We start from the raw sequence: 22326 nt of genomic DNA on the forward strand, positions 1-22326 counted from the left end.
CGATTATTTCCAGCAGATTTTGATTTCCTTTGAGCATTAATTATAAGGATACAAGGATTTAAACCGTCTATAATGATTAGTCAACGATTTTACCTGCCTGTGTATCTGGCCAACATGAAGCGGAAAAACCATTTGCTTACCGTTCACTACATCAAATGATTCCTGTTTTTGCGATCTTATTTCCAATCGGGATGGCAACCGGCTGGCCTGTAAACATTGCATGAAGCTTGGTAGGAAATCCTCAATATGGACCGCTTCGTTATAAAACGTTTCTGAATCAAATGGAATAAACGTCTGCTGATCATATACCCCATGCTCGTTCATGGGCATCCATTCACCGAAAAGCAATGGAAGCTTAATCGTAACCATGTTTGATTCAGGATTTTCTTCTTCCCCACGACAGAGCTTGAACGATTTTTCCGCATGTATGTGCAATGGTGGTTCCGATGCTCCATTTACAATCATTGTCTGATAGTGTTTTTTTGTCGTCTTTTCATCTGTGACAAGGGAAAATAAATCATTTCTTCCTACCATCATTGCCAGCTGTTCGGCTGTTGCGGTACTAAATGTATCTTGTCCTGCCACCTCAAACCCACGTTCAAGCAAATCATTCACAATATGAAAGCCGATCCAGTTAAAGCAATTAGTGATGAAATAAGACATAGCCATCCTCCTCATTTCCTTAATTATTATATTATCGTCCTGGTCTACATATGTTTAAGAGGATGTTCAAAAAGTCCGGTAAAAATGACATGCCCCTGCAAAAGGGGTATGCCGACGCCTGAGCGCAAGCCCGGTGCTCAAAGCTACGCCGCCTAGAACTTCTCGGTCCTTTTTATCCTCCTTTTTGAACACGCACTTTAAGCAAGGCGTATTAACAAATGAAAACAAACGGTTTGGAAAATACACGAAAATGGTTCTTCCATCTTGAAAATGCTTTAATTTTTTTTACATGTTTGATAAACTATAGACATAGACAGTATGTTAAAGAATGAGGTGTTGAGATGCGGTTTTTTTGGACATTCATTTGGGCACTGGCAATCGGCGGTGTTATTTCGTATATCCTGTCCGCCATGGCTGGTGAACCATTCAATGTTATTCATACCTTAGTACTTTCCATTATTTTCACAATTGCTATTTATGTGTTGGGTGAAGGTATCTTAAAGGAACAAGCGGAATAGCTCCGCAAAGCAATTATAGTGCTATAGCTCACGTAATGAAGTTTCACTCGATTAACCCTTGTCATCGTTTACTGATTGACAAGGGTTTTTTCTTTTAAGATAACAATAGATTTGAATCTATATGAATTTCTTAACAAGCAGCCTGCCCCCAGCGCCCGTCATCACTTTTCTTAATACCATGGTAAAATGCTTAATGCCACTAGTGCAGTCAATGGTAAAATTAACCGTCTAAACCTTCTTGGTGGACCATAATATCCTGGATTTCCGTAGCCTGGATACCCATAACCATACCCAAACTCCGGGCCGTAACCATATTGCTGCATTCGCCACGGATCAGACATTTCCTGTTCCCGTTGATCTATTGGTACCGCTAAATAAACGTATTCGTCATCCAATCCGGTTATAATCCCGTCGACTTTTGAACCATCTGCCATTTCAACAAGTACATACGCATGCATATGTTGTTTACAAGTCTCGTATATATGATGAAGATCGTGTTTCATGTTCACCCTCCTCTGTCACCAGATTATGCATTTGCCTATTTGTTGGTGACTGAACCGGTAAGAGCGGACGAAACGGGGTTTAAAGTGGACAAGTTAAAAGGGGGCTTTCTTGATGGAAAGTGTTGCAGCATTTTGGTTATTAATAAAATATATCGTACTAGGAATCATTCAGGGAATTACCGAGCCGATTCCGATATCCTCAAGTGGGCATTTGGTAATTTTACGGGAATTGTTTGGCATTGAAATCAAAGGGTTATCATTTGAAATCATTGTCAATTTCGGATCTTTGCTTGCCGTTTTTGTCATTTACCGGCGCGACATCATACTGCTCATCCGTGAATTTTTCCAATACCTTTTTACAAAAAATCAATCAGCCAAAAACGGTTTTCAATTTGTTCTGTACTTAATCATTGCGACTATTCCAACTGGTGTGCTTGGACTACTATTGGAAGACTATATAAGCAGCAAACTTAGTACAGTAACCGTTGTCGGCGTGACATTACTTATAACCGGAATTGCACTCTGGATAATCCGCAATCTTAGAGGAAAGAAAAACGATGGCGATTTAACAGTAAAAGATGCCATCATTGTCGGACTAGCCCAGGCTGTTGCCTTAACCCCTGGGATCAGCCGCTCTGGTGCAACGATTGTGGCGGCCATCTTGCTGGGGATGAAACAGGAGACTGCATTACGATTCTCATTTTTATTATACATTCCCGTTAGTCTTGGTGTTACGGTTATGTCTGTTACAGATATTGTTTCCGACCCCCATTTTGATGCATTAATGATTCCTTATCTGCTGGCTTTCATGGCGGCAATTATCGGCTCTTATTTCGCCTTGAAATGGTTTATGAACATCATGCGGCATGGCAATTTAAAATATTTTTCCTTCTACTGTTTTATTGCAGGAATTCTCGTTATTATCTTTCTATGAAACTGCCTTTCTTTTTTACCATACAATCTGATATACTGATCAAAAGAAGATGAACGTTATTTGTCAAGTAGTGTTCAAAGAAGGAATGAACCGGGCTTTTTGAATAACTTGAAAAAAGGTGGTTTTGAAAGATGCAGCAACCATTTTTGAAGCCAAGTATATCTGATGAATTACGTCATATACTTGATTCTGCGGATCGTACGAAACCAATCAAAAAAGATACTTATTTATTTTCGGAAGGGGAAAACGCGAAAGAATTATATATTATCCAATCAGGACGTGTACAAATTGGAAAACTTTCCCCTGATGGTCGCGAACTTACCTTAAGGATTTGTAATAAAGGGGATATCGTTGGTGAGCTTTCCCTTTATGATGAAGTAAAATATATTTTGAATGCCAAGGTACTGGAAGATGGCAAGGTGGCCGTTATCAACAAAGCCCGCCTGGAGGAAGAATTGATCAACAATGGCAGTCTGGCCATCGAATTTATGAAAATGATGAGTGAATCATATCGCCGGGACCAGACACGATTCCGCGATCTTGTCATGCACGGCAAGAAGGGGGCTCTCTATTCCACCCTTATTCGTTTGTCCAACAGTTATGGTCGGAAACAGGATAATGGAAATATTTATATTGATATTGTCCTGAACAATCAAGAACTGGCCAATTTCTGTGGAACCTCACGGGAAAGTGTCAACCGTTCGCTAAATGAGCTGAAACGGAAACAAATCATTTCCATGAAAAAAGGCCATATCATTATTCATGACCTAACCTATTTAAAGGCAGAAATTAACTGTGAAGAATGCCCCATTGAACTGTGCAGCATTCATTAACCTATAAAAAAACGGAGGCGCTCCTTTGCCAACAAGCGACTCCATTTTTGATTTAAAAAAGATGCTCAAAAAAGTCCGGTAAAGCATTGAAATCAATTCTCACCACGTAAAAAACATGAAGGCTCCGTTATGATGTTTGTTTCTCTAGTTCATGTAAAGGAGTAGAATGGTATGAATAGCCAGTCCGTCAAAGAACTTCTTCAAAAGGTTCCATTATTCAGGGATTTAACCGATGATGAAATGAAACCGATTGTAGAACTTGCTAACTCCCGTACGTATCAACGGGGGACACATATATTTATGCAGGGCGACCCCTTGACAAATGTTTATTTTATTCATCAAGGGAAAGTCAAAATTTATAAAACCGACTTTCATGGCAAAGAACAAATCGTCAACGTTCTGCATACCGATGAGATGTTCCCGCATCAAGGCTTTTTCAGAAAAGATAACTATCCTGCGCATGCCGAAGTTTTGGAAGATGCCATCTTGATCTACATTCCGATCCATTCCTTTGAAAACTTTCTCATTACCCATCCTGAAATTTGCATAAAGCTTTTCAAAGTGCTTGGTGATCGAATTGTTGACTTGCAAAATAGGTTAGAAGAGAAGATTCTGCATAATACATATGAACAGATTATCTTGTTATTGTTACGACTATCCCGGCAATACGGAAAGAAGCTTAACGAACAGCAGATAACGGTCGATACACACTTTACCAATCGGCAACTGGCTAATATGATCGGATCCAGCCGGGAAACTGTAAGCCGTACCTTAACCCAATTAAAAAAGCAAGACCTTGTTTCCATGGATAAAACGCGGCGATTCGTGTTGGATCCAGGGAAACTCGAGGATGAGTTATTTTAATATAACGCTCTTTCCACGGTATAATTTGCAGTAATTTCGCGTGCCGTTTTGCGATGTGTTCAGATTTAGGGGAAAAAAGGCCGCCCAGTCACCTTCTGGACAGCCTTTTGTTTAATCTTTCCCCATACCACGTAAAAATTGCAGCATCATGGTAATACTTTTATTAATTTCCGGATCTTTCAATGCCTTCAATAGATCCATTGGTTTCGTTGGTTCCGTTCGTTCAAATGTCCGCGCCTCATTTAAACCGTGATTGATTTTTCCCGTAAAGTATTGAATATCATCCATTGGCAAATCACCGATTAAGAAAGCAAGTTTTCCCAAATTCCCCAGGATTTCAGTGTATTGTTCCTTATTCAGCTCATTCATGATATTTTCCACTGCTTCTTCTTTATGAATGATCAACGCAGTGATTAACTGTAGAAAGCCTTTATCATGAAGAGATGCAAGCAAGTTAATTCCCTGCAAAATGGCGTCTTTATTCTCGCTAACCGCAGTTAAGACCTCTTCCAGTTGCTGTTGTTTGATAACCTCTTCGGGAATTTCCATTCGTTTGATCGATGTAATTGGTTCAGCCACTATTTGTTCACCACGCTTCCCGGGAAGGTATAATCATTTCGTTCCCATTTTCGTTCCACCTGAACACTGATTTGCGACTGACGATTCCCCCTCCTGTGATTATGGGATGGGATCGGACTTTTTCCATTTTTCTTGAGTACCTTCATTTTTACGGCAACCTCTTTATATGCTGGTGTGTTGGTATCCTTATCAACCGTGTTATTGGTTAAGTAATTGACCGCCGATTTTCCATTATCATTCAATGGTAAATAAACTTCTTTGCCATGCACCCGATCCGTTATCGTAGCTGTTACGGTTACATGCCCTTCAGGAGAAATCAATTTTACCAATGCCCCCTCCTCTACACCACGTTCTTTGGCTAATTCAGGGGAAATTTCCACAAAAGCTCCCGGTAATTCATGGGTCAATCCTGCAGATTTATACGTCATGTTCCCTTCATGGAAATGCTCAAGCACCCGACCATTATTCACATGCAGATCATATTCATCATTGGTAGCATAATCAAAATTGAATTCCAGTGGATATAGCCTTGCTTTTTTATCATCAAATGGGAACCCATCCGCGAAAAGTAATGGTGTGTCCGTTCCATCGGCTGCCACTGGCCACTGCAGACTGTTATAGCCTTCTAAACGATCGTACGTGACACCGGCAAATAATGGAGCAAGAGATGCTGCTTCATCCATGATTTCTGCAGGGTGGGCATAGTTCCAGTCATATCCCATTTGTTTGGCAATCGCCATAATAATTTGCCAATCCGGTTTTGCATCCCCCACTGGATCAAGCGATTGATATAGTCGTTGAATTCTTCGTTCGGTATTGGTAAATGTGCCTTCCTTTTCTAAGCTTGGAACAGCCGGTAAAACAACATCCGCATATTCTGCAGTCTTTGTTAAAAATAGATCCTGGACAACGAAGAAATCCAGTTTTTTAAAAGCATCAGTTACATAATTGATGTTAGCGTCCACCACTCCAGTATCCTCGCCTAAAACATACAAGGATTTAAGATCACCTTCATGGATTGCTTCAATCATTTCATGGTTATCCCGGCCTGGCTCGGCTGGAATCTCCACATTCCATTTCTCTTCATACCGTTTACGAACGTTATCATCGGCCACTTCCTCATACCCCGGGAAGAAGTTTGGCATACTGCCGAAATCACTGCAACCCTGGACATTATTGTGTCCTCGTAATGGATAGGCACCGGTTCCGTGTCGCATATAGTTACCAGTGATCAAAAGTAAATTGGAAATTGCCGTACTGGTATCGCTTCCCAATGTATGCTGCGTAACGCCCATCGCCCAACAGATTACTAGTTTATCAGCACGAACAATTTGATCGGCAATGTCTATTAAATCCTCCTGTGAAATTCCGGTGACTTCTTCCGCATATGCTAATGTGAATTTCTCCAGGCTTTGTTTATATTCGTCAAAGTTATTCACCCACTTATCTATGAATTCCCGGGCTTCATGGCCTTGATCAATAATGTATTTGGCAACGGCCGACAACCAGACCAGATCAGTTCCGCTTTTGGGCCTGAAAAATCGATCAGCACGCTGTCCCATTTCATGTTTCCGTAAATCAAACACGTACAACTTTTGTCCAAATAATTTATGTGACCGTTTAATTCTGGAGGCTAGAACAGGGTGTGATTCAGCCGTGTTGGAGCCAATAATTATCACCATATCGGCTGCCGCAATATCATCAATAGACCCGGAATCCCCTCCATGTCCGACTGTTCGGAATAATCCTTTTGTTGCTGGTGATTGACAGTATCGGGAACAATTGTCCACATTGTTTGTACCAACCACTTGCCTGGCCAGTTTTTGCATGAGAAATGATTCCTCATTGGTTGCTTTGGATGATGAGATAAAACCTAATGCATCAGGCCCATGTTTGGATTTGATGTCTTGAAAGCGTTTAGCAATATATTGTAGCGCCTCTTCCCATTCCACCTCAGCAAAATGATCGTCTTTACGAATCAATGGCCTAGTCAGACGCTCCTCAGAGTTGACATAATCCCAGCCAAATTTTCCTTTTATACAGGTTGAAATATGATTGGCTGGAGATTCTTTTTGCGGCTGGACTTTGAGTACTTGGCGATCCTTTGTCCAGACATCGAAAGTGCAGCCTACACCACAATACGTACAAACGGTTTTGGTTTTCTCAATTCGTTCCTCCCGCATCGCTGCTTCGGTATCGGAAATCGCATACAATGGGCCATAACCTGTCTCCGTTTTCTTGGTCACTTCAATCATGGAGCGCAGCAGACCTGGTTTATGATCGGTCATATAACCTGCTTCACCTTCCATGTTGGTTTCGATTAAGGCATTACATGGACAAACCGTCACACACTGCCCACAGCTGACACATGATGACTGGTCAATCGGTACATCATTGTCCCAAATGACGCGCGGTGATTTGCGATCCCAATCGATAAGTAATGTTTCATTAACCTGTACGTCCTGACAAACTTCCACACAGCGTCCGCACAAGATACATTGATCTGGATCATAACGATAAAATTTCGAGGAACGGTCGACCTCATATGGTTTTGCTTGAAAAGGTCTGGATTGATGTTCTAATCCGAAATCGGCCATCGTGTTATGAATCTCGCACGTTCCGTTATTATAATCGCAAACAGTACAGTATAGTTCATGTTTTTCAAGGATACGATCCAAAGCCTCTTTTTGTGCACTATGTACAACGTCTGCTGTTGTGTCTACTTCCATGGCGCTTTCAATTGTTGTCCCGCATGCCCGAACAATTTCGCCATTCACCTTGACCATGCAGGTATCACATGTTTGAATCGGTCCCAATGATTCGTTATAACAAATCTGCGGGATAAACGCTTCCGTAGTATTAAGTAAATCCAGTAAATTCTGCCCCGGATCAGCCAAATACTCCGTTCCATTAACCGTTACGATAACATGTTCTTGCATTATATCTCCTCCCTATTTTGATACATGATGACCCATATCTCCATATATGCGCGAATCATGCGTATATACATTTAGTTTATTTTCACGGATAAATCCAGCTGCAGTGATTTGTAAATCCTCTGCTAATTTCAGGGCTAAATCAGTGGGAGCTGACTTGGCTAACAAGACACCACAGCCTATCTTGGAAACTTTTAAAACGACCTCAGAGGAAATTCTGCCGCTAAAGAGAATACATTTGTCCTTCAAAGATAGATGATGTTCCAAGATAAACCCGAAAAGTTTGTCAAGGGCATTATGACGGCCAATATCAATGAATGCGCAAATCATTTCCGTCCCGGTAGCAAGTGCTGCCTGGTGTACACCGCCTGTTCGATCATGTATTTTTGCAGCTTCATCAAATTTCCTCATGAGATCAACAATTTGTTGGCTTGACATAGTTGGTGCCTTGGTAATTGTTTTAGCCGTTTTAACATCTTGTTTCAAATAAAACTCTCTGCTCTTCCCACAACAGGAACCAATCCAGCGCTGTGTTCGCTCGGTAAGGTCAACCGACATGCTCAGTTCAACATAAACAAATCCTGTCTTTTCGTCGACTGTAAGGCCTTCTATCTGATCCATGGTACGAATGATTCCTTCTGATGCCAAAAAGCCGATGACCAGTTCGTGTACATGTGTCGGTGTACAAACAATCGTTGCATATTGGTCACCATTAATCATCACGGTTATTGCCGTTTCCCTGGCAATCTCATCATCTTCTTTGGTCTGTAAATGTTGATGATATCTCGTTATTTTCCATGACGTGGTACTATCGCTGTGCACTTTTATCCTCCTTTCGTTGAATTTTCACATCTTTACATGCTGGTTTTTGTCCATCGTATAGGCAGTTTCAAGACGGTTACGTGCCATATGACGAACGCAACCGCTACACAATCTCTTAATTTTTTAAACATGTGCATTAAATCATATTTTCAGAATCCAGTCTTTGCTTCTATTCCCGCTATTTATTACTAATCCTCGGAAAAGACCCGGTGGAAACATGTTGCTGTTCTCTTAATCTCCTCATATCAACCCGAATCCATAAAGAAACAATGAAAGCAATTACAAAAATGATACCAAAAATAACCATAGTTAAATTATAACTCTTACTGGTATCATAGATCAATGATAATAGAATCGGTCCTACAGCTCCACCCATTGCCCAGGCAGTTAATATATAGCCGTGAATGGCGCCAAGCTGTTTTGTTCCAAAGATATCACCAATGTAAGCGGGAATGGACGCGAAACCACCGCCATAACAGGAGACAATAAGAAATACCAGTATTTGAAACAAGATAACATTAGCAGAAATCGGCAGCAGGAAGTAAGCGATTATTTCAATGGCAAAAAAAGTCGTATATATATTTGGACGTCCAATATAATCTGACAATGTTGCCCAGCCAATCCGGCCACCACCATTAAATAATCCCATAACACCAACCATGGTTGCAGCTGCGGCAGGGGTCATCCCGGCGATTTGCTGAGCCATTGGGGAAGCAACCGAAATAATGGCGATACCACACGTAACATTCAAAAACAACATCACCCACAACAGCCAAAAGCGGCGGGTCTTAATTGCCTCATTTGCAGTAAGCTGAGATAGATCCGGTTTTACCATCCTGGTTGTTTGTTGTGCTTTTTCACGGAATCCTTGTGGTGCCCAATCCGCTGGTGGCGGAGATAAGTATAAAGAAGCCAGGGTCATCACAAAAAAATAAACCATACCAAGAATAAAAAATGTATTGGATATGCCCACTGAATCAATTAAGGAAGCAGCGGCCGGCCCACTAATTAAAGAGGCAAACCCAAACCCCATAATCGCAAGACCCGTTGCCAATCCCCGATGATCCGGAAACCATTTAACCAACGTTGAAACTGGTGCAATATAACCGATGCCCAGTCCAATCCCTCCAATAATCCCGTAAAAAAAATATAATAGTATTAATGATTCCATCGCTGTAGCAAGTCCCGATCCCGCTACACCCACACCAAAAAATAAAGCAGCAAGCATGGCTGATTTCCTCGGCCCATGCTTTTCAACAAATTTGCCCATAAAAGCAGCCGAAAAACCCAAAATAAAAATTGCAATACTGAACACCAGTGAAATTTGTGTTGTTTTCCAACCGTATTGAGTTGCCATTGGATTGGTAAACACACTCCAAGCATAGGCGGAACCAATACAAATATGGACGCCAACGCCACAAACAGCAATAAGCCAACGATTTTTCACCTTTTGCAACTAAAGAACCTCCCTTTTTTCCATACGAATGAATGTGCATTTGCAAGCAGGCGTCATGAATATTTGCTATTTTCTAATTATCATAATATCATATTTATAGCTGATTGTCCCTATGAATTTGCTAATTGTATCGTGGTGTATGGAGAGAAATTTACCATTAAAAGCAAAATCGATAAAATACAGGAGAAAATTGATAGTGTAGGGCGCAAAATCAATCGGAGTGTGTTAAACATTTCAAAAGCGGCAGAGAAATAAACGAACTTGAGAGCAACGCCCTTTCAAAAAACCGATTTTCTATTAGCGGATGTTCAAAAAGTCACACACTCTAATCTAAGAAAATCGGTTTTGTGTTCTTATTAGAGGATGTTCAAAAAGGCCGGTAAAAATGACATGCCCCTGCAAAAGGGATATGCCGACGCCTGAGCGCAAGCCCGTTTTTAGTCGGCCTTCATTTGAAGAACTCGTCGGCTTGCTTTTCCGCTCCTCATGTACCTTCTATGTACACTCCGGTGCTCAAAGCTACGCCGCCTAGAACTTCTCGGTCCTTTTTATCCTCCTTTTTGAACACGCACTATTAGCAATACTGTTATATTAGACTTATTGTGATACATACAGGAATCATCATCCGCCACTAACCGGTGGAATAAAGGCAACCACATCACCATCGATAAGTTCGGCGTCTTCTGTTGCATATTCCTCATTTACAGCAATCATGGCACGATCTATTGCTTCCAGTTGGTACTCACTTTGCAAACGTGTTTTCAATTCTTTTACCGAAGCAACATTCGCTGCTTCGAGTGATAGTCTATCTTTGCCTAAGGATTCTTGTAATTCCGCAAAAAACAACACATCAATCATGGTACATTTCCTCCTCTGTTGGCAATTGATCTTGATAAGATGTCGTTTCCAATTGATCCCCAATCCATTTGGTACCATCTTCCCAATGTTCCTTCTTCCAAATAGGGACAATTTGCTTGATTCGGTCAATCGCATAACGACTCGCTGCAAAGGCATCTGCACGATGTGGGGTCGAGACCGCAATCACAACGGCAATATCCGATATCTCCAAGCGGCCTATTCGATGGGCAATCGCCGTTTTTGCATCTGGCCAGCTAGCTTGGATTTCGTCACCAATTTGTTTGAGTTTTTTCTCGGCCATCGCGATATATGCTTGATATTCCAAATATAGTGTTCGCTTGCCTTTGGTAAATTCCCGAACCGTGCCAATAAAAGTGTTAACTGCACCTGCTTCCGGTCGAACAACTTTTTCGATGCAATCATTTACCTGAATGGGGCAGTCGGTAATCCAAAAATATTTTTCCATCTTAACACCCTTCATTTACAATAATATCAGCAAGCATGCCGAGATGTGCTTCAATCTTTGGAACCGAAAACACTGGATAGTCAACATCTGCCACTATTCCTTTGTTCCAGGTTCCTACAGCAATTATAGTAGAAAGCCTATGTAAAAGCGATACATCTTCCTCGTTTTTCACCAAAACAATTTTGGGAAAGACCGCTTGTTTAAAACCTTCTACCAACAGGATATCGATATGTACTAACTGATACAGTTCCATCATTTCGGCTACTGGTATGTTTGGCAGAAGGATCTCGGTGCTTGTTTCCCCTTGCACCGCACTAAGGCTTGCCCCCGATGCAAAGTGTTGATAAGTATCAGTATTTTGCATTACTGCAGGATCTCCGCCGTGCCCGTGATGCTTTAATGTACCAACTTTCCATCCATATTTTGTAAGGTGCCGAATCAGTTGGCTCATAACTGTTGTTTTACCCGTATTTTTATGACCAACAATTTGGCATATTTTCATATATAACACTCACTTTTGAACTTCATGTATTAAAAAAGGCTGATCCATTATTCTGAATCAACCTAATATCTCATCAATCTGGAATACCCAACGCAATCTTAGCATATCGTGACATTTTATCTTTACCCCAAGGCGGATTCCACACAATGTTTACATTAACTTCTTTGATTTCAGGGATATCTGCAAGCGCTCGCTGAATGTCAGCCTCAATATGTGCAGATAACGGGCACCCCATGGCAGTTAATGTCATTGTCACATCACAAACACCATCATCATTCAACTCAACACCGTAAATGAGGCCTAGATTGACAACATCAATCCCCAGTTCCGGGTCGATAACATTTTCGAGTGCACCAAGGATATTATCCTGTAACGCTTCATCCATTGTTTCAATACCTCCCCTGCTTATTCCTACTTTCATTTAAACATATTTCAACGTATTTTCAAATGATTTATCTCACACGTCAATCAATGAATGTATTGTTTATTACGCATTACGAGATGCAATACCAATTTTTCACTTTATAAGTACGTTTCAAACCATTTTTCCGTTGCCAGAATCGCTTTTCGGCTAACTTTATGATCGCGATTGGCTTCTTTCATAAATTGAATCTGATCCTGATTGGTATAATGATGTTTGACATCCTCATAAAAAGTGTACGAGTGATCAAAAGGGACAACCGAGTCGTTTTCCCCATGCCAGAATAAAAGTGGCCGCTGGTTTAGTTTTTCAGGATGTAGTGACAAGTCAACCATTTTCAAATCCTGATACAATTGATCGATGATGTCATCTGTAACTGGCAGTTTGCCCATCTTCTTAAGTGTATCAACTAATGTTTTAGCATAAACAGTAATCTTCGGTGACCCCATCAAAATCGCCGCGACTTTAATCCATGGATATTGGGTCAAGGCTACTGATGTTGTAATTCCTCCCATACTTGTCCCGGCAATCCCAATCCGGCCATCAAGTAAAAGACCTTGCTCTGTTAAGGTATCCCGGATTTCTTTTAATTCCTTTATGTTCTGCATGACAATATCCCAGAAGGAAACTTGCCGCTCGATTGCTGACATTTCAATTTCACGTTCGCCATGATATTCACTGTCAGGCAAAACCACCCTGTATCCTTTTGCAGCTAATAAATAGGCGAGTGGTAAATTATGTTCTTTGGCACTAGTGAAGCCATGAAAATAAATAACAACGGGTAATGCCTTTGTTTCATATTTGACATCAACCACTTCTAATGCCGGAATATTGTTGAAGTTTTTATGTATGACACCAATCATCCTTAAGATCCTTTCATCAAAAATAATATATTATACCTATCTTAATATTACTATGCGCTGCATTGCAAATAAAGTGAGACTTCAAGTACAACAACAAAAGCTAAATCTGTAATATTATTCTTTACTTTCTAATGAAACACTTATACACTATTGGCATGCGAGGTGAAAATATGGAAAAGAAACAACATTTAATTGCTTTGGACTTGGACGGTACCCTCTTAACCGATGATAAAGTTATTAGTCCGCTAACAAAACAAGCGATTCTACAAGCAAAAGAACAAGGGCATATTGTCATCATTTCAACAGGCCGGCCACATCGGTCAAGTATCGGTTATTATCAAGAACTTGGGTTGAACACACCAATGGTTAATTTTAATGGCGCGCTCATTCATCATCCATATGATAATAAATGGAGGGTTTTACACAACCCTATGCCCAAACGAACTGCGCTAAAAATTGTTGATGCGTGTTACCATATAGGCGTTTATAACGTGATGGCCGAAGTAAAAGATAACGTCTATCTGGACCAATATGATGAAAAGATCCTGGACATTTTTAAAATGGCACCAAACGATCCGCCATTTACTATCGGGGGATTGAAAAATAAACTGCAGGATGATCCAACCTCATTGCTTATTTATCCAATGGAAAATAATATAACTGCGCTACGCAATCATTTGAATGATTATCACGCTGAATTGATCGAACACCGTAAATGGGGTGCACCATGGAACATTATTGAAATTGTCAAAAAGGGGATGAACAAAGCAGTTGGTGTACAAAAAGTCGCGCATTATTATCATATCCCAAAAGAACGGATTATTGCATTCGGTGATGAGGACAATGACCTGGAAATGATTGAATATGCTGGTGTTGGTGTCGCCATGGCAAACGCAATCGATGAATTAAAATCCGTTGCTAACCATATAACAGATACAAATGAACAAGACGGTATCGGTCATTTCCTTGATCGTTATTTAACCCTGAACACAAAGGCAATGTAACATCCGTATCTTTTTGTTCTTGATAATGTTACTGGACTTATTTGAATCCTTTAGCATGTTCCCGACATTTTCCTTTTATATTTCAACACACATTCATCATACTATAAGTGAACGTATCCATCGCGTTCACTTATTTTGTTGGGAGGAATCGTCATGGCGAAAAACAGTAAGTCGAGACGGTTTGTGCAACATGGCTCAGATTCCGTGAAGAAGCATGATGAACGGTTTCCTTACCGGTCACGTCTTTCCGATGCAACAGTAGACACCGAAGAGGAAGCCAATAACCATACTGTAGGAGGATTTTAATTGGAAAACAATTTTTTTCAACAGGCCAAATCCGCTATCAGTCGTTTAACAAACACCAATAACACACCGAGTGAACAAGATAAACAAGCAGCCGAGCAAGCTATCCAACAGGCATACAATAATTGTACCGATGAGGAAAAGCAACAGCTTGAGCAATTGGAACAATCACTCAAACAAAAAAATCAATTAAGCTAACCTCCGCAGAAGAAGCGCCCGGTTAGCGGCGTATTTCATAAAAGCTTGATCCTAGTCAATATCCAACTCATTAACAGTGATGAAATGGTTTCACGAGTTTCGAGCAAAACCCCGTGGTTACCAAATACTACGGGGATACATATGCTCCCAACTATGCTTGTATTTTAATAATTAGCGTAACAAGAACAAGACCTGGATATCCCTTTTATCCCTGTCCTATTTCTGCTAATATAGAGACAAATGGGTTTTAAAATGAGGAGGAATGACACAATGGGAGTGCGAGCAGAAGCTACACCAAATCCAAACGCATTAAAATTCACAACCGATAAATTAATATTTCAAGGCACCAACAGTATTTCGGTTATGTCCGGGGATACAAGTGAATATGATATTCTTAACGATCTTATGAAATTGAATGGCGTCGATAATGTTTTTGGTTACCAAAATTTTATCACCGTCAATAAAGAATTCGATGCAGAATGGGAACAACTCCAACCAGAAGTCGAGAAGGTTTTTACGAAATACGGATATTAATCAAACAAAAGAGGCTGGGACAAAACTCCAGTAAATAAAAATTAAGGCGTAGGAGCTTACACTAAAAAAAGTGTAGGCCCCACGCCTTTTTTGACATTATTTTAGTAAACAAAAAGGACACCCTTTGATAAAATTAAAGTAACTACACAATAATTTATGGAGGTGTCCTTATGTTTAAACATTATACCATGAATCAGGTAGTTTTGCCGCTAGATTTAGAAATTAAATTGAAAGAGAATGATATTGCTTTTGCGATCAACGATCTTGTCGAGAGTATTCCCGAAGAGGTTTTCGATGACTTTATACGACAAACCGGCCGTCCTGCGTACCATCCTCGCATGATGTTGAAAATCATTTTGTGTGGGTATACGCAATCCGTGTTTTCTGGTCGTAAAATAGAAGCTTTATTACAGGATAGTATCCGCATGATGTGGTTGACTCAAGGACATGAACCCAGCTATCGCACCATCAATCGTTTCCGTTCGAATCCACTCATCGAAAACATACTACGTGAATGCTTTGTCCAGTTCCGGAATCAGCTTGTGGAAAAGGAATTGATTGAAGAGGAAGCCATTTTTATTGATGGTACAAAAATCGAAGCGAACGCAAATAAGTTCACCTTTGTGTGGCGGAAATCCGTTGAAAAATATAGTGATAAGCTAATCGAAAAGTCCAATCAACTGTATGATGAGCTGTTGGAGAAGGAGATCATTCCGGCAATAGAGCGAGAAACAGAAGAGGAACTTTCCGTTAAAGAAATGGGAGAAGTAGTCGAAAAGTTAGATGAAAAGGTTGAGGAATACGATAAAAAAATCGAAGCTTGTGAAGTTGGTAGCGAACGAAAGAAAATCCGTTCCGAACGTAAATTTCCAAAACAAGCTCGCAAGCAGTTTAACGATTTCATCACTCGTAAGCAAAAGTATCAAAACGATATGGAGAAATTCGGGGACCGTAACAGTTATTCAAAGACAGATCCGGATGCGACGTTTATGCGCATGAAGGACGACTACATGAAGAACGGTCAATTGAAAGCTGGTTACAATGTCCAGATTGCAACGGAAGGTCAATACGCGCTCGCTTACGATGTTTTCCCAAACCCGACGGATACACGCACTTTAATTCCTTTTCTCGACTCGATTGAAGAAAACTTTTTCGAACTGCCGGAACACATTGTCGCGGATGCCGGATATGGCAGTGAACAGAATTATGAAGATATCATCGAGAATCGAAATCGAACGCCACTTATTACATACAATCAATATCGAAAGGAGAAGAAAAAGAAGCATAAGGACAACGCTTTTCATGTAGATAATTGGGATTATAATGAGGACGAAGATACTTTTCTGTGCCCAAATGGACGGAAAGTACGATTTAGCCATCATTCCAAACGAACAGACAGGTACGGATTCACCCGTGAATTTAAAGTGTACGAATGTGAGGACTGTTCGGGCTGTCCACTCCGCGATTTATGTACGAAAGCAAAAGAAGGAAACAACCGAAAAGTCTACATGAATGAAAAGTGGGAATCCCAAAAAGAATATGTACGTGCGAAGCTTTCAGACGAGAAAACTGGTGAAATTTACGGAAAACGTAAAATCGATGTAGAACCAGCGTTCGGCTTTCTGAAGGCTAATTTGGGTTTCACTCGTTTTTCCGTTAGAGGAAAACAGAAAGTGAAAAATGAATTAGGAATTGCATTGATGGCGGTGAACTTGAGAAAGTACACCGCCACGAACGGTAAATTAGTACCGGAAGATAGAAACAACTCCACAAAAAAGGTTCCAAGCAAACTTTTGATTTGCTTGGAACCTTTTTATTTACTATTTTTGGCTAGTTATGTCCCAGCCCCTTTTCGTTTTTCCAATTAATTGTCACGCCTAAATAACCCGAAAATACCCGTTGTTTGAACGATATTAGTAAACGCGTTTGGATCGACTTCCGAAATTACTTTCTCCAAATCGTATAATTCGTACCTCGTTATTACCAGGTACATCATGTTTTTATTCTCGCCTGTATAGGCGCCTTTTGCCGGCAAAATGGTAATCCCCCGTACCATTTTATTGTGAATTGCCTGTTGCAGCTCTTCCGCTTTATGGGTAATAATCATTGCAGTTACCTTCTCATGACGCGTATGAATAGCATCGATGACCCTGGTTGTCACATAGAGCGTTACCATGGTGTATAGCGCGTTCTCCGGTTTATAAAGAATACCGGCAAATGCAATAATGATGGCATTTAAAAGAAGAAAATACGTACCAATTGGTTTGTCCTTCATCCGGGATAGAACCATGGCAATGATATCCAGTCCCCCGGTCGATGCCCCATACCTCAATGTAAGCCCCACTCCGGCACCGGAAATAACGCCGCCGAAAACCGCATTCAAAATAATATCATTGGAGAATTCCACAACAGGAAGCACCTCCAAGAATACTGTTGTACATAATACGGAAATTGCGCTATAAATCGTAAATCCCTTGCCAACCTTAAACCAACCAAGGACGGCGACAGGAATGTTAAGTATGAATAGTAAAATACCTGTACTAATTTTAATTCCAAGAAAATCACCAAACACACTGGAAAGTAGCTGGGCTGCCCCGGTAAAACCGCTCGCATAGACATTTGCTTCAATAAGGAAAAAGTTTAGTGCGATCGCTCCCAATAAAGCACCAAATATTACAATGATGATTCGCTTGGCCTCAACTAAAAACATAACACCTCTCCTTGTTCACGCAACCTATTAAGGCTGTAGCAAGAAATATTTTGACTATCTTACATGTTCACTATACACTAAATACAATGTTAATTATTAAAGGATGTTCAAAAAGTCCGGTAAAAATGACGCTTCGAATTTCGTCGTTGGCTTGCTTTTCCGCTCCTCATGTACCTTTTATGTACACTCCGGTGCTCAAAGCTACGCCGCCTAGAACTTCTCGGTCCTTTTTATCCTCCTTTTTGAACACGCACTATTACGAATGAAGGTGAAGACATGAAGGTGAAAATCCTTGCCGATTCTGCATGTGATCTGTCAGAAAAACATTATAACGAATTCAACATTGAAATGATACCCTTAACGGTGCACCTGGACGAAAAAGATTACCTGGACGGACAAACCATTTCACCGAAAACCGTCTATGATGCCATGCGTGAAGGAAAAGTCCCAAAAACATCGCAACCGTCGTTACAGGTTTTCAAAGATGTTTTCACATCATATGCAGAGATCAATCAACCCTGCATCTACTTGAGTTTTTCCTCGGAATTATCCGGTACCTATCAAACCGCCAAAATTGCCGAGCAGGAGATAAAAGAGGAATATCCAGAAAGCTCCATCCATGTCATGGATACCAAATGTGCTTCCCTTGGTTGTGGTCTTATCGTACTAAGAGCTGCAAAAATGGCAAACGATGGCGCGAATGTTAAAGACATTTGGGACATGGCTAACTTTTATGCCAGTCATATGGAGCATATTTTTACGGTAGATAATTTGGAATACTTATATCGTGGTGGACGTGTCAGCAGAACAGCTGCATTCGTAGGTTCCCTATTAAAAATCAAACCCGTTTTGCATGTGGACGATGGCAAATTGGTTCCTCTGGAAAAAATACGCGGTGCAAAAAAACTGCTCAACCGTATGATCGAGATTGCTGAACAGCGTGGTGTTCATTTAGAGAATCAAGTGATAGGTATCGTTCATGGAGATGATTTAGAACGCGCAGAAAAATTAGCAGAACTTGTCAAAGAGAAACTTCATCCAAAAGACTTAAAAATTGAAATGATCGGCGCAGCCATTGGCGCCCATTCCGGACCAGGAACACTAGCAGTATTTTGTTTGAATGATGAATATAATTAAGTATTTTAAAAACAATGGTTTACGGCATAAGCCAATTCTTAAAAGTTACCAATTCTGCCACAATCATGTTATTTTTTTTGACATTGGCTTTGATATGCTTGCATCTTTTGCCCTATTTCGCGACAATAGTGTAGTATAGCTATTTTGTAATGGGAGCGATTAGAACATGCCGCGGCTTTTTGCACATTTTACATTCTTACTATTCATCCTGACAGCTTTATCCGGATTATGGATGCGATTATCCCCGTATCTTCCGGGTGAAATCATCCCTTATACAAACGTGATGCACGCACATTCACATTTGGCTATTTTAGGTTGGACTTTCCTTGGAGTTTTTCTTATTTTTTTATCGCTTTTTTGGAAGTCAATCCAGCAAAAAAAACAAGCATATGCACTTGTCGTATCCATTTTTATTACATCTTGTCTAATGTTTATCGCTTATATTGGTCAGGGATACGGGACATATGCCATTATTTTCTCGATTATTCATATTGTTGTTGAATATTGGGCTGCTTTATTTATGTATCTGCAAATCAAACGTCGGCAAAACAGTGTACCGTATGTAAGCCGGTTGTTTATATATGGTGCATTAATTGCGTTGATCATTTCATCGATTGGTCCATTTTCTCTGGGGTTTATCGCAGCAAATGGGTTACGAAATAGTCCAATTTTTGATATGGCCATTTATTTTTATTTGCATTTTCAGTACAATGGCTGGCTAACGCTGATATTAATCGGATTATTTATTTTTACCATTCATCGACGGAAAATACCTTTCCCGCATATATGGTTAAAATCCGGATTTTGGTTTTATTTTGTTGCTTTATTCCCGGGATACTTTTTATCCATCCTCTGGAGCAATGTAGGGTACTGGGGGCACATACTTGCAACTATTGGCAGCATCGGTCAATTTATCGGCGTTGTCTTTGTTATCATTGCTTTTAGAGAAATCTGGGTGCATCTCTATCGACAGGTCCGTGAAATTACAATTGTCTCTTTATGGATCACTTTCTTTTTACTCGTCGTAAAGAGCACGATGGAATTGGGATTAATCTCGCCGACAATGGCTGCGCTTGTCTACCAAACAAGAAGTATCATCATCGGCTATTTGCATTTTTCCTTGTTGGGCTTTATCAGTATATTTATTTTGACGCAGTTCCAATTAAACAACATGATTCATACAAGCACGAAACTTTTTCCATCAGGCATGATCATTTTCTTCGTTGGTTTTTTCTTAAATGAACTATTCTTATTCGGGGACGGATTTGCCCGCTGGTGCGGATTTGGTTATATTCCCTACATTTCAGAAGGATTACTTGGCGCAAGCATATTAATGATTGTCGGTATTGTGATCATTTGGATTGCCTTCGCTATGCAGCGAAAAACAAGATCGATGAATTAATTACCTGCACCCTTCATATATTTTAGATAGAACCGATTGGACAGGTTACAGCAATGGCTCAAAAATATGTGAGGGAGTGTGTTTATGCAGTTGGAGGATATGATGAGGCAGTATGCGCTGGATCGTGAAGAGACTCACCCATCCATCAACCAGTTATTGGATTTTTATCAAAAGCAATATGTTGCCGGTGAAATCGATATTACCACCTATCAAGATATATTTCATTTTTTACATGAACAAGGGGCAACATCTTCCCATGAGTATATTTGATCATTTAAAAAAGAGCGTCCACAAATCATCGGGGCGCTCTTTTTAATATCTAAGATTGCATGTCCTTATTCTTCCGCTGTTTTCTGCTTAACAAGACAACTGCAAGAATGAATATGACAAAGACGCCAACAATCATACCAATAAACAGCCAATTTAAACCAGTATCTTTCTCAACAACATATACTTCTACAGATTCACGGTCAATGCCTAATTTGTAATTGCCGTCTTGATCTTTTCGTACAATATTATCTCCCAATAATCCGGTCAACTGCATGCCATTGGGAACATCGTCAATCGTAACAGCTTTTGTACCCGTATCATTATTGATCGCTATGTACATCGTCTCCTGACCATCCGAGCGTTTAAAAACACTCATTGCCCCATTGGATCCTGCGAGTTCAAAGTCTCCATCCCTTAAAACGGGAAACCTTGTCCTTAAAGATGTCATTTTGGTGAAAAAATCTCCCATATCCTCATCCTTATGGTTGAACTGCACCAATCGGTTACCAGCCTCAACCGTCTCACCATCCATGGGAATTTCCGACCCTTGATATACTAGTGGAACCCCTGGTGTTGTATACATATAGGCAAGTGCGAGCTTCCATGCTGTTACAGGATTCTGACCATTATCAACGATTTTCTGGGTAAAGCGTTTCGTAAATTTATTATCAATATACAGTAAATCATTATTTTTCCCAGCTGTTTCCCATTGCTGATAAAGCTTATCCACTGGTGTTCCGACATGACTGAAGACGTCAGCCATTGACGCTTGCATTGCCGGGTTAGCAATGAGTGGGATACCTGCATCATAGCTTTCCTTCGATAGATCATCCGCGTTCAACACGCTTCCGGTCAAAAAAATGTCCGGTTTTTTACTTTTTAAATGATCAACGAAAGCTTTCAAAAATTGTGGCGGTGTTTGATCAACAGCATGCACGTTGTAGCCATCAATATCCGCCTTGTCCAGCCAAAAGTCACCGGCGTCGAACAACATTTGTTTCACTTCAGCGTTTTCCGGATTCAATCTTACTGCTTGATCCAACCCTAATGAATCATCGGTAATATCGTTTGCCAATGTCTTGTCGGGATCTTTGGCAAATGGATGTGTTGGTGCTGCATAATTCGGAACAAACTCCAATAATACTTTTAAATTACGCTTATGTGCTTCTTTTACCAGCCTTTGTAAATCTTTCATCGTGCCAAATTGGTCATTAACCTTTAAAAAATCATCAATCCAATAACCATGATAGCCACCTTTGGCATTTTGCATAATGGATGATAAGGAAATGGTTGTGAAACCTAATTCCTTAATGTAATCAAGCTTATCGATTATACCCTGTAGATCTCCACCGTGATATGCTGCCGGATCATCCACATTCATCTGATTACTAGGTTGCTGATCACCATTATTAAACCGATCGACAAATATCGAATAAATAATTTCATCGCTAATAGCATTCTTTTGTGCATGAACCGGATTTGACCAACAAAGCAAAAGCGGAATAGCGAACACAAGCAATACATACTTTTTCATACCGTTTCCCCCATCA

At 40.4% G+C, this 22326-nt stretch carries 25 protein-coding genes; 12 read left to right on the forward strand and 13 right to left on the reverse strand.

Features of this window, described 5'->3' with window-relative positions:
• Positions 1-36: 36 nt before the first annotated feature.
• Positions 37-663 carry a hypothetical protein gene (locus O2S85_RS12540; protein WP_269409662.1) on the reverse strand — a complete coding sequence of 209 codons (627 nt, stop codon included), beginning with the start codon at positions 661-663 and terminating at the stop codon, positions 37-39.
• Positions 664-1004: 341 nt separating this feature from the next.
• Between O2S85_RS12540 and O2S85_RS12545 the strand changes: the two genes are divergently transcribed.
• On the forward strand, positions 1005-1181 hold the full coding sequence (locus O2S85_RS12545) for a YjzD family protein (RefSeq protein WP_269409663.1): 177 nt from the start codon (positions 1005-1007) through the stop codon (positions 1179-1181).
• Positions 1182-1351: 170 nt separating this feature from the next.
• Here the strand turns inward: O2S85_RS12545 and O2S85_RS12550 are convergent, their stop codons facing one another.
• Positions 1352-1684 (reverse strand): hypothetical protein, encoded by a 333-nt coding sequence (locus O2S85_RS12550; RefSeq protein WP_269409664.1) that lies wholly within the window; start codon positions 1682-1684, stop codon positions 1352-1354.
• Positions 1685-1796: 112 nt separating this feature from the next.
• On the opposite strand from O2S85_RS12550, the gene O2S85_RS12555 reads away from it, so the two are divergent.
• The 3 genes from O2S85_RS12555 (at position 1797) to O2S85_RS12565 (ending at position 4315) form a co-directional block, all read left to right on the forward strand.
• Complete coding sequence (locus O2S85_RS12555; RefSeq protein ID WP_269409665.1) at positions 1797-2618, forward strand: undecaprenyl-diphosphate phosphatase; 822 nt, start codon at positions 1797-1799, stop codon at positions 2616-2618.
• A gap of 131 nt (positions 2619-2749) precedes the next feature.
• Positions 2750-3451 (forward strand): Crp/Fnr family transcriptional regulator, encoded by a 702-nt coding sequence (locus O2S85_RS12560; RefSeq protein WP_269409666.1) that lies wholly within the window; start codon positions 2750-2752, stop codon positions 3449-3451.
• A 171-nt stretch (positions 3452-3622) separates the two neighbouring features.
• Positions 3623-4315: a Crp/Fnr family transcriptional regulator gene (locus tag O2S85_RS12565; protein ID WP_269409667.1), complete on the forward strand. Its 693-nt coding sequence runs from the start codon at positions 3623-3625 to the stop codon at positions 4313-4315.
• 111 nt (positions 4316-4426) lie between these two features.
• Here O2S85_RS12565 and O2S85_RS12570 read toward each other — a convergent pair whose 3' ends face one another.
• The 9 genes from O2S85_RS12570 to O2S85_RS12610 all read right to left on the reverse strand — a co-directional run bounded on the left by O2S85_RS12570 (position 4427) and on the right by O2S85_RS12610 (position 13218).
• Positions 4427-4894 carry a helical membrane plugin domain-containing protein gene (locus O2S85_RS12570; RefSeq protein WP_269409668.1) on the reverse strand — a complete coding sequence of 156 codons (468 nt, stop codon included), beginning with the start codon at positions 4892-4894 and terminating at the stop codon, positions 4427-4429.
• Entirely contained in the window at positions 4894-7833 is a 2940-nt protein-coding gene (fdhF, locus tag O2S85_RS12575; protein WP_269409669.1) for a formate dehydrogenase subunit alpha, read from the reverse strand. The genes O2S85_RS12570 and fdhF overlap by 1 nt, the downstream gene beginning before the upstream one ends.
• A gap of 12 nt (positions 7834-7845) precedes the next feature.
• A complete protein-coding gene (gene fdhD, locus O2S85_RS12580; protein ID WP_269409670.1) occupies positions 7846-8652 on the reverse strand; it encodes a formate dehydrogenase accessory sulfurtransferase FdhD in 807 nt (268 codons plus the stop codon).
• A 178-nt stretch (positions 8653-8830) separates the two neighbouring features.
• Positions 8831-10108, reverse strand: a complete 1278-nt coding sequence (locus O2S85_RS12585) for an L-lactate MFS transporter (RefSeq protein ID WP_269409671.1) — start codon at positions 10106-10108, stop codon at positions 8831-8833.
• Positions 10109-10729: 621 nt separating this feature from the next.
• Positions 10730-10966 carry a molybdopterin converting factor subunit 1 gene (gene moaD / locus O2S85_RS12590; protein ID WP_269409672.1) on the reverse strand — a complete coding sequence of 79 codons (237 nt, stop codon included), beginning with the start codon at positions 10964-10966 and terminating at the stop codon, positions 10730-10732.
• Complete coding sequence (locus O2S85_RS12595; protein ID WP_269409673.1) at positions 10959-11432, reverse strand: molybdenum cofactor biosynthesis protein MoaE; 474 nt, start codon at positions 11430-11432, stop codon at positions 10959-10961. The genes moaD and O2S85_RS12595 overlap by 8 nt, the downstream gene beginning before the upstream one ends.
• 1 nt (position 11433) lies before the next feature.
• Positions 11434-11934, reverse strand: a complete 501-nt coding sequence (mobB, locus tag O2S85_RS12600; protein ID WP_269409674.1) for a molybdopterin-guanine dinucleotide biosynthesis protein B — start codon at positions 11932-11934, stop codon at positions 11434-11436.
• A 73-nt stretch (positions 11935-12007) separates the two neighbouring features.
• A complete protein-coding gene (locus O2S85_RS12605) occupies positions 12008-12319 on the reverse strand; it encodes a metal-sulfur cluster assembly factor (protein ID WP_269412578.1) in 312 nt (103 codons plus the stop codon).
• Positions 12320-12456: 137 nt separating this feature from the next.
• A complete protein-coding gene (locus tag O2S85_RS12610) occupies positions 12457-13218 on the reverse strand; it encodes an alpha/beta fold hydrolase (RefSeq protein WP_269409675.1) in 762 nt (253 codons plus the stop codon).
• 170 nt (positions 13219-13388) lie between these two features.
• Between O2S85_RS12610 and O2S85_RS12615 the strand changes: the two genes are divergently transcribed.
• From O2S85_RS12615 to O2S85_RS12635, 5 genes are all read left to right on the forward strand, one after another.
• Positions 13389-14222 (forward strand): Cof-type HAD-IIB family hydrolase, encoded by an 834-nt coding sequence (locus tag O2S85_RS12615; protein ID WP_269409676.1) that lies wholly within the window; start codon positions 13389-13391, stop codon positions 14220-14222.
• A gap of 153 nt (positions 14223-14375) precedes the next feature.
• Positions 14376-14528, forward strand: a complete 153-nt coding sequence (locus O2S85_RS12620) for a hypothetical protein (RefSeq protein WP_269409677.1) — start codon at positions 14376-14378, stop codon at positions 14526-14528.
• On the forward strand, positions 14529-14723 hold the full coding sequence (locus O2S85_RS12625; protein WP_269409678.1) for a DUF3813 family protein: 195 nt from the start codon (positions 14529-14531) through the stop codon (positions 14721-14723).
• A 270-nt stretch (positions 14724-14993) separates the two neighbouring features.
• Positions 14994-15257 carry a NifU N-terminal domain-containing protein gene (locus O2S85_RS12630; protein WP_269409679.1) on the forward strand — a complete coding sequence of 88 codons (264 nt, stop codon included), beginning with the start codon at positions 14994-14996 and terminating at the stop codon, positions 15255-15257.
• 170 nt (positions 15258-15427) lie between these two features.
• Complete coding sequence (locus O2S85_RS12635; RefSeq protein WP_269409680.1) at positions 15428-17125, forward strand: IS1182 family transposase; 1698 nt, start codon at positions 15428-15430, stop codon at positions 17123-17125.
• Here O2S85_RS12635 and O2S85_RS12640 read toward each other — a convergent pair.
• Positions 17122-17967 carry a YitT family protein gene (locus O2S85_RS12640; RefSeq protein ID WP_269409681.1) on the reverse strand — a complete coding sequence of 282 codons (846 nt, stop codon included), beginning with the start codon at positions 17965-17967 and terminating at the stop codon, positions 17122-17124. The genes O2S85_RS12635 and O2S85_RS12640 overlap by 4 nt on opposite strands.
• Positions 17968-18243: 276 nt before the next feature.
• On the opposite strand from O2S85_RS12640, the gene O2S85_RS12645 reads away from it, so the two are divergent.
• The 3 genes from O2S85_RS12645 (at position 18244) to yppF (ending at position 20776) form a co-directional block, all read left to right on the forward strand.
• Positions 18244-19104, forward strand: a complete 861-nt coding sequence (locus O2S85_RS12645) for a DegV family protein (RefSeq protein ID WP_269409682.1) — start codon at positions 18244-18246, stop codon at positions 19102-19104.
• A 166-nt stretch (positions 19105-19270) separates the two neighbouring features.
• Positions 19271-20506: a hypothetical protein gene (locus O2S85_RS12650; protein ID WP_269409683.1), complete on the forward strand. Its 1236-nt coding sequence runs from the start codon at positions 19271-19273 to the stop codon at positions 20504-20506.
• An 84-nt stretch (positions 20507-20590) separates the two neighbouring features.
• Entirely contained in the window at positions 20591-20776 is a 186-nt protein-coding gene (gene yppF, locus O2S85_RS12655; protein ID WP_269409684.1) for a YppF family protein, read from the forward strand.
• A 49-nt stretch (positions 20777-20825) separates the two neighbouring features.
• Here the strand turns inward: yppF and O2S85_RS12660 are convergent, their stop codons facing one another.
• A complete protein-coding gene (locus O2S85_RS12660) occupies positions 20826-22310 on the reverse strand; it encodes an alpha-amylase family glycosyl hydrolase (RefSeq protein ID WP_269409685.1) in 1485 nt (494 codons plus the stop codon).
• Positions 22311-22326 lie beyond the last annotated feature (16 nt).

The organism is Lentibacillus daqui, from assembly GCF_027186265.1.
In the GTDB taxonomy this organism is placed as follows: Bacteria; Bacillota; Bacilli; order Bacillales; family Amphibacillaceae; genus Lentibacillus_C; species Lentibacillus_C daqui.

Excerpts from the sequence above, each read along its gene's own strand:
- O2S85_RS12635 (WP_269409680.1), top strand. The coding sequence starts at position 15,428 with ATGTTTAAACATTATACCATGAATCAGGTAGTTTTGCCGCTAGATTTA.
- mobB (WP_269409674.1), bottom strand. The coding sequence starts at position 11,934 with ATGAAAATATGCCAAATTGTTGGTCATAAAAATACGGGTAAAACAACA.
- O2S85_RS12555 (WP_269409665.1), top strand. The coding sequence starts at position 1,797 with ATGGAAAGTGTTGCAGCATTTTGGTTATTAATAAAATATATCGTACTA.
- O2S85_RS12660 (WP_269409685.1), bottom strand. The coding sequence starts at position 22,310 with ATGAAAAAGTATGTATTGCTTGTGTTCGCTATTCCGCTTTTGCTTTGT.
- O2S85_RS12595 (WP_269409673.1), bottom strand. The coding sequence starts at position 11,432 with ATGGAAAAATATTTTTGGATTACCGACTGCCCCATTCAGGTAAATGAT.
- O2S85_RS12550 (WP_269409664.1), bottom strand. The coding sequence starts at position 1,684 with ATGAAACACGATCTTCATCATATATACGAGACTTGTAAACAACATATG.
- O2S85_RS12540 (WP_269409662.1), bottom strand. The coding sequence starts at position 663 with ATGTCTTATTTCATCACTAATTGCTTTAACTGGATCGGCTTTCATATT.
- O2S85_RS12560 (WP_269409666.1), top strand. The coding sequence starts at position 2,750 with ATGCAGCAACCATTTTTGAAGCCAAGTATATCTGATGAATTACGTCAT.
- O2S85_RS12545 (WP_269409663.1), top strand. The coding sequence starts at position 1,005 with ATGCGGTTTTTTTGGACATTCATTTGGGCACTGGCAATCGGCGGTGTT.
- moaD (WP_269409672.1), bottom strand. The coding sequence starts at position 10,966 with ATGATTGATGTGTTGTTTTTTGCGGAATTACAAGAATCCTTAGGCAAA.
- O2S85_RS12640 (WP_269409681.1), bottom strand. The coding sequence starts at position 17,967 with ATGTTTTTAGTTGAGGCCAAGCGAATCATCATTGTAATATTTGGTGCT.
- O2S85_RS12650 (WP_269409683.1), top strand. The coding sequence starts at position 19,271 with ATGCCGCGGCTTTTTGCACATTTTACATTCTTACTATTCATCCTGACA.
- O2S85_RS12620 (WP_269409677.1), top strand. The coding sequence starts at position 14,376 with ATGGCGAAAAACAGTAAGTCGAGACGGTTTGTGCAACATGGCTCAGAT.
- fdhF (WP_269409669.1), bottom strand. The coding sequence starts at position 7,833 with ATGCAAGAACATGTTATCGTAACGGTTAATGGAACGGAGTATTTGGCT.
- yppF (WP_269409684.1), top strand. The coding sequence starts at position 20,591 with ATGCAGTTGGAGGATATGATGAGGCAGTATGCGCTGGATCGTGAAGAG.
- O2S85_RS12605 (WP_269412578.1), bottom strand. The coding sequence starts at position 12,319 with ATGGATGAAGCGTTACAGGATAATATCCTTGGTGCACTCGAAAATGTT.
- O2S85_RS12615 (WP_269409676.1), top strand. The coding sequence starts at position 13,389 with ATGGAAAAGAAACAACATTTAATTGCTTTGGACTTGGACGGTACCCTC.
- O2S85_RS12645 (WP_269409682.1), top strand. The coding sequence starts at position 18,244 with ATGAAGGTGAAAATCCTTGCCGATTCTGCATGTGATCTGTCAGAAAAA.
- O2S85_RS12610 (WP_269409675.1), bottom strand. The coding sequence starts at position 13,218 with ATGATTGGTGTCATACATAAAAACTTCAACAATATTCCGGCATTAGAA.
- O2S85_RS12565 (WP_269409667.1), top strand. The coding sequence starts at position 3,623 with ATGAATAGCCAGTCCGTCAAAGAACTTCTTCAAAAGGTTCCATTATTC.
- O2S85_RS12630 (WP_269409679.1), top strand. The coding sequence starts at position 14,994 with ATGGGAGTGCGAGCAGAAGCTACACCAAATCCAAACGCATTAAAATTC.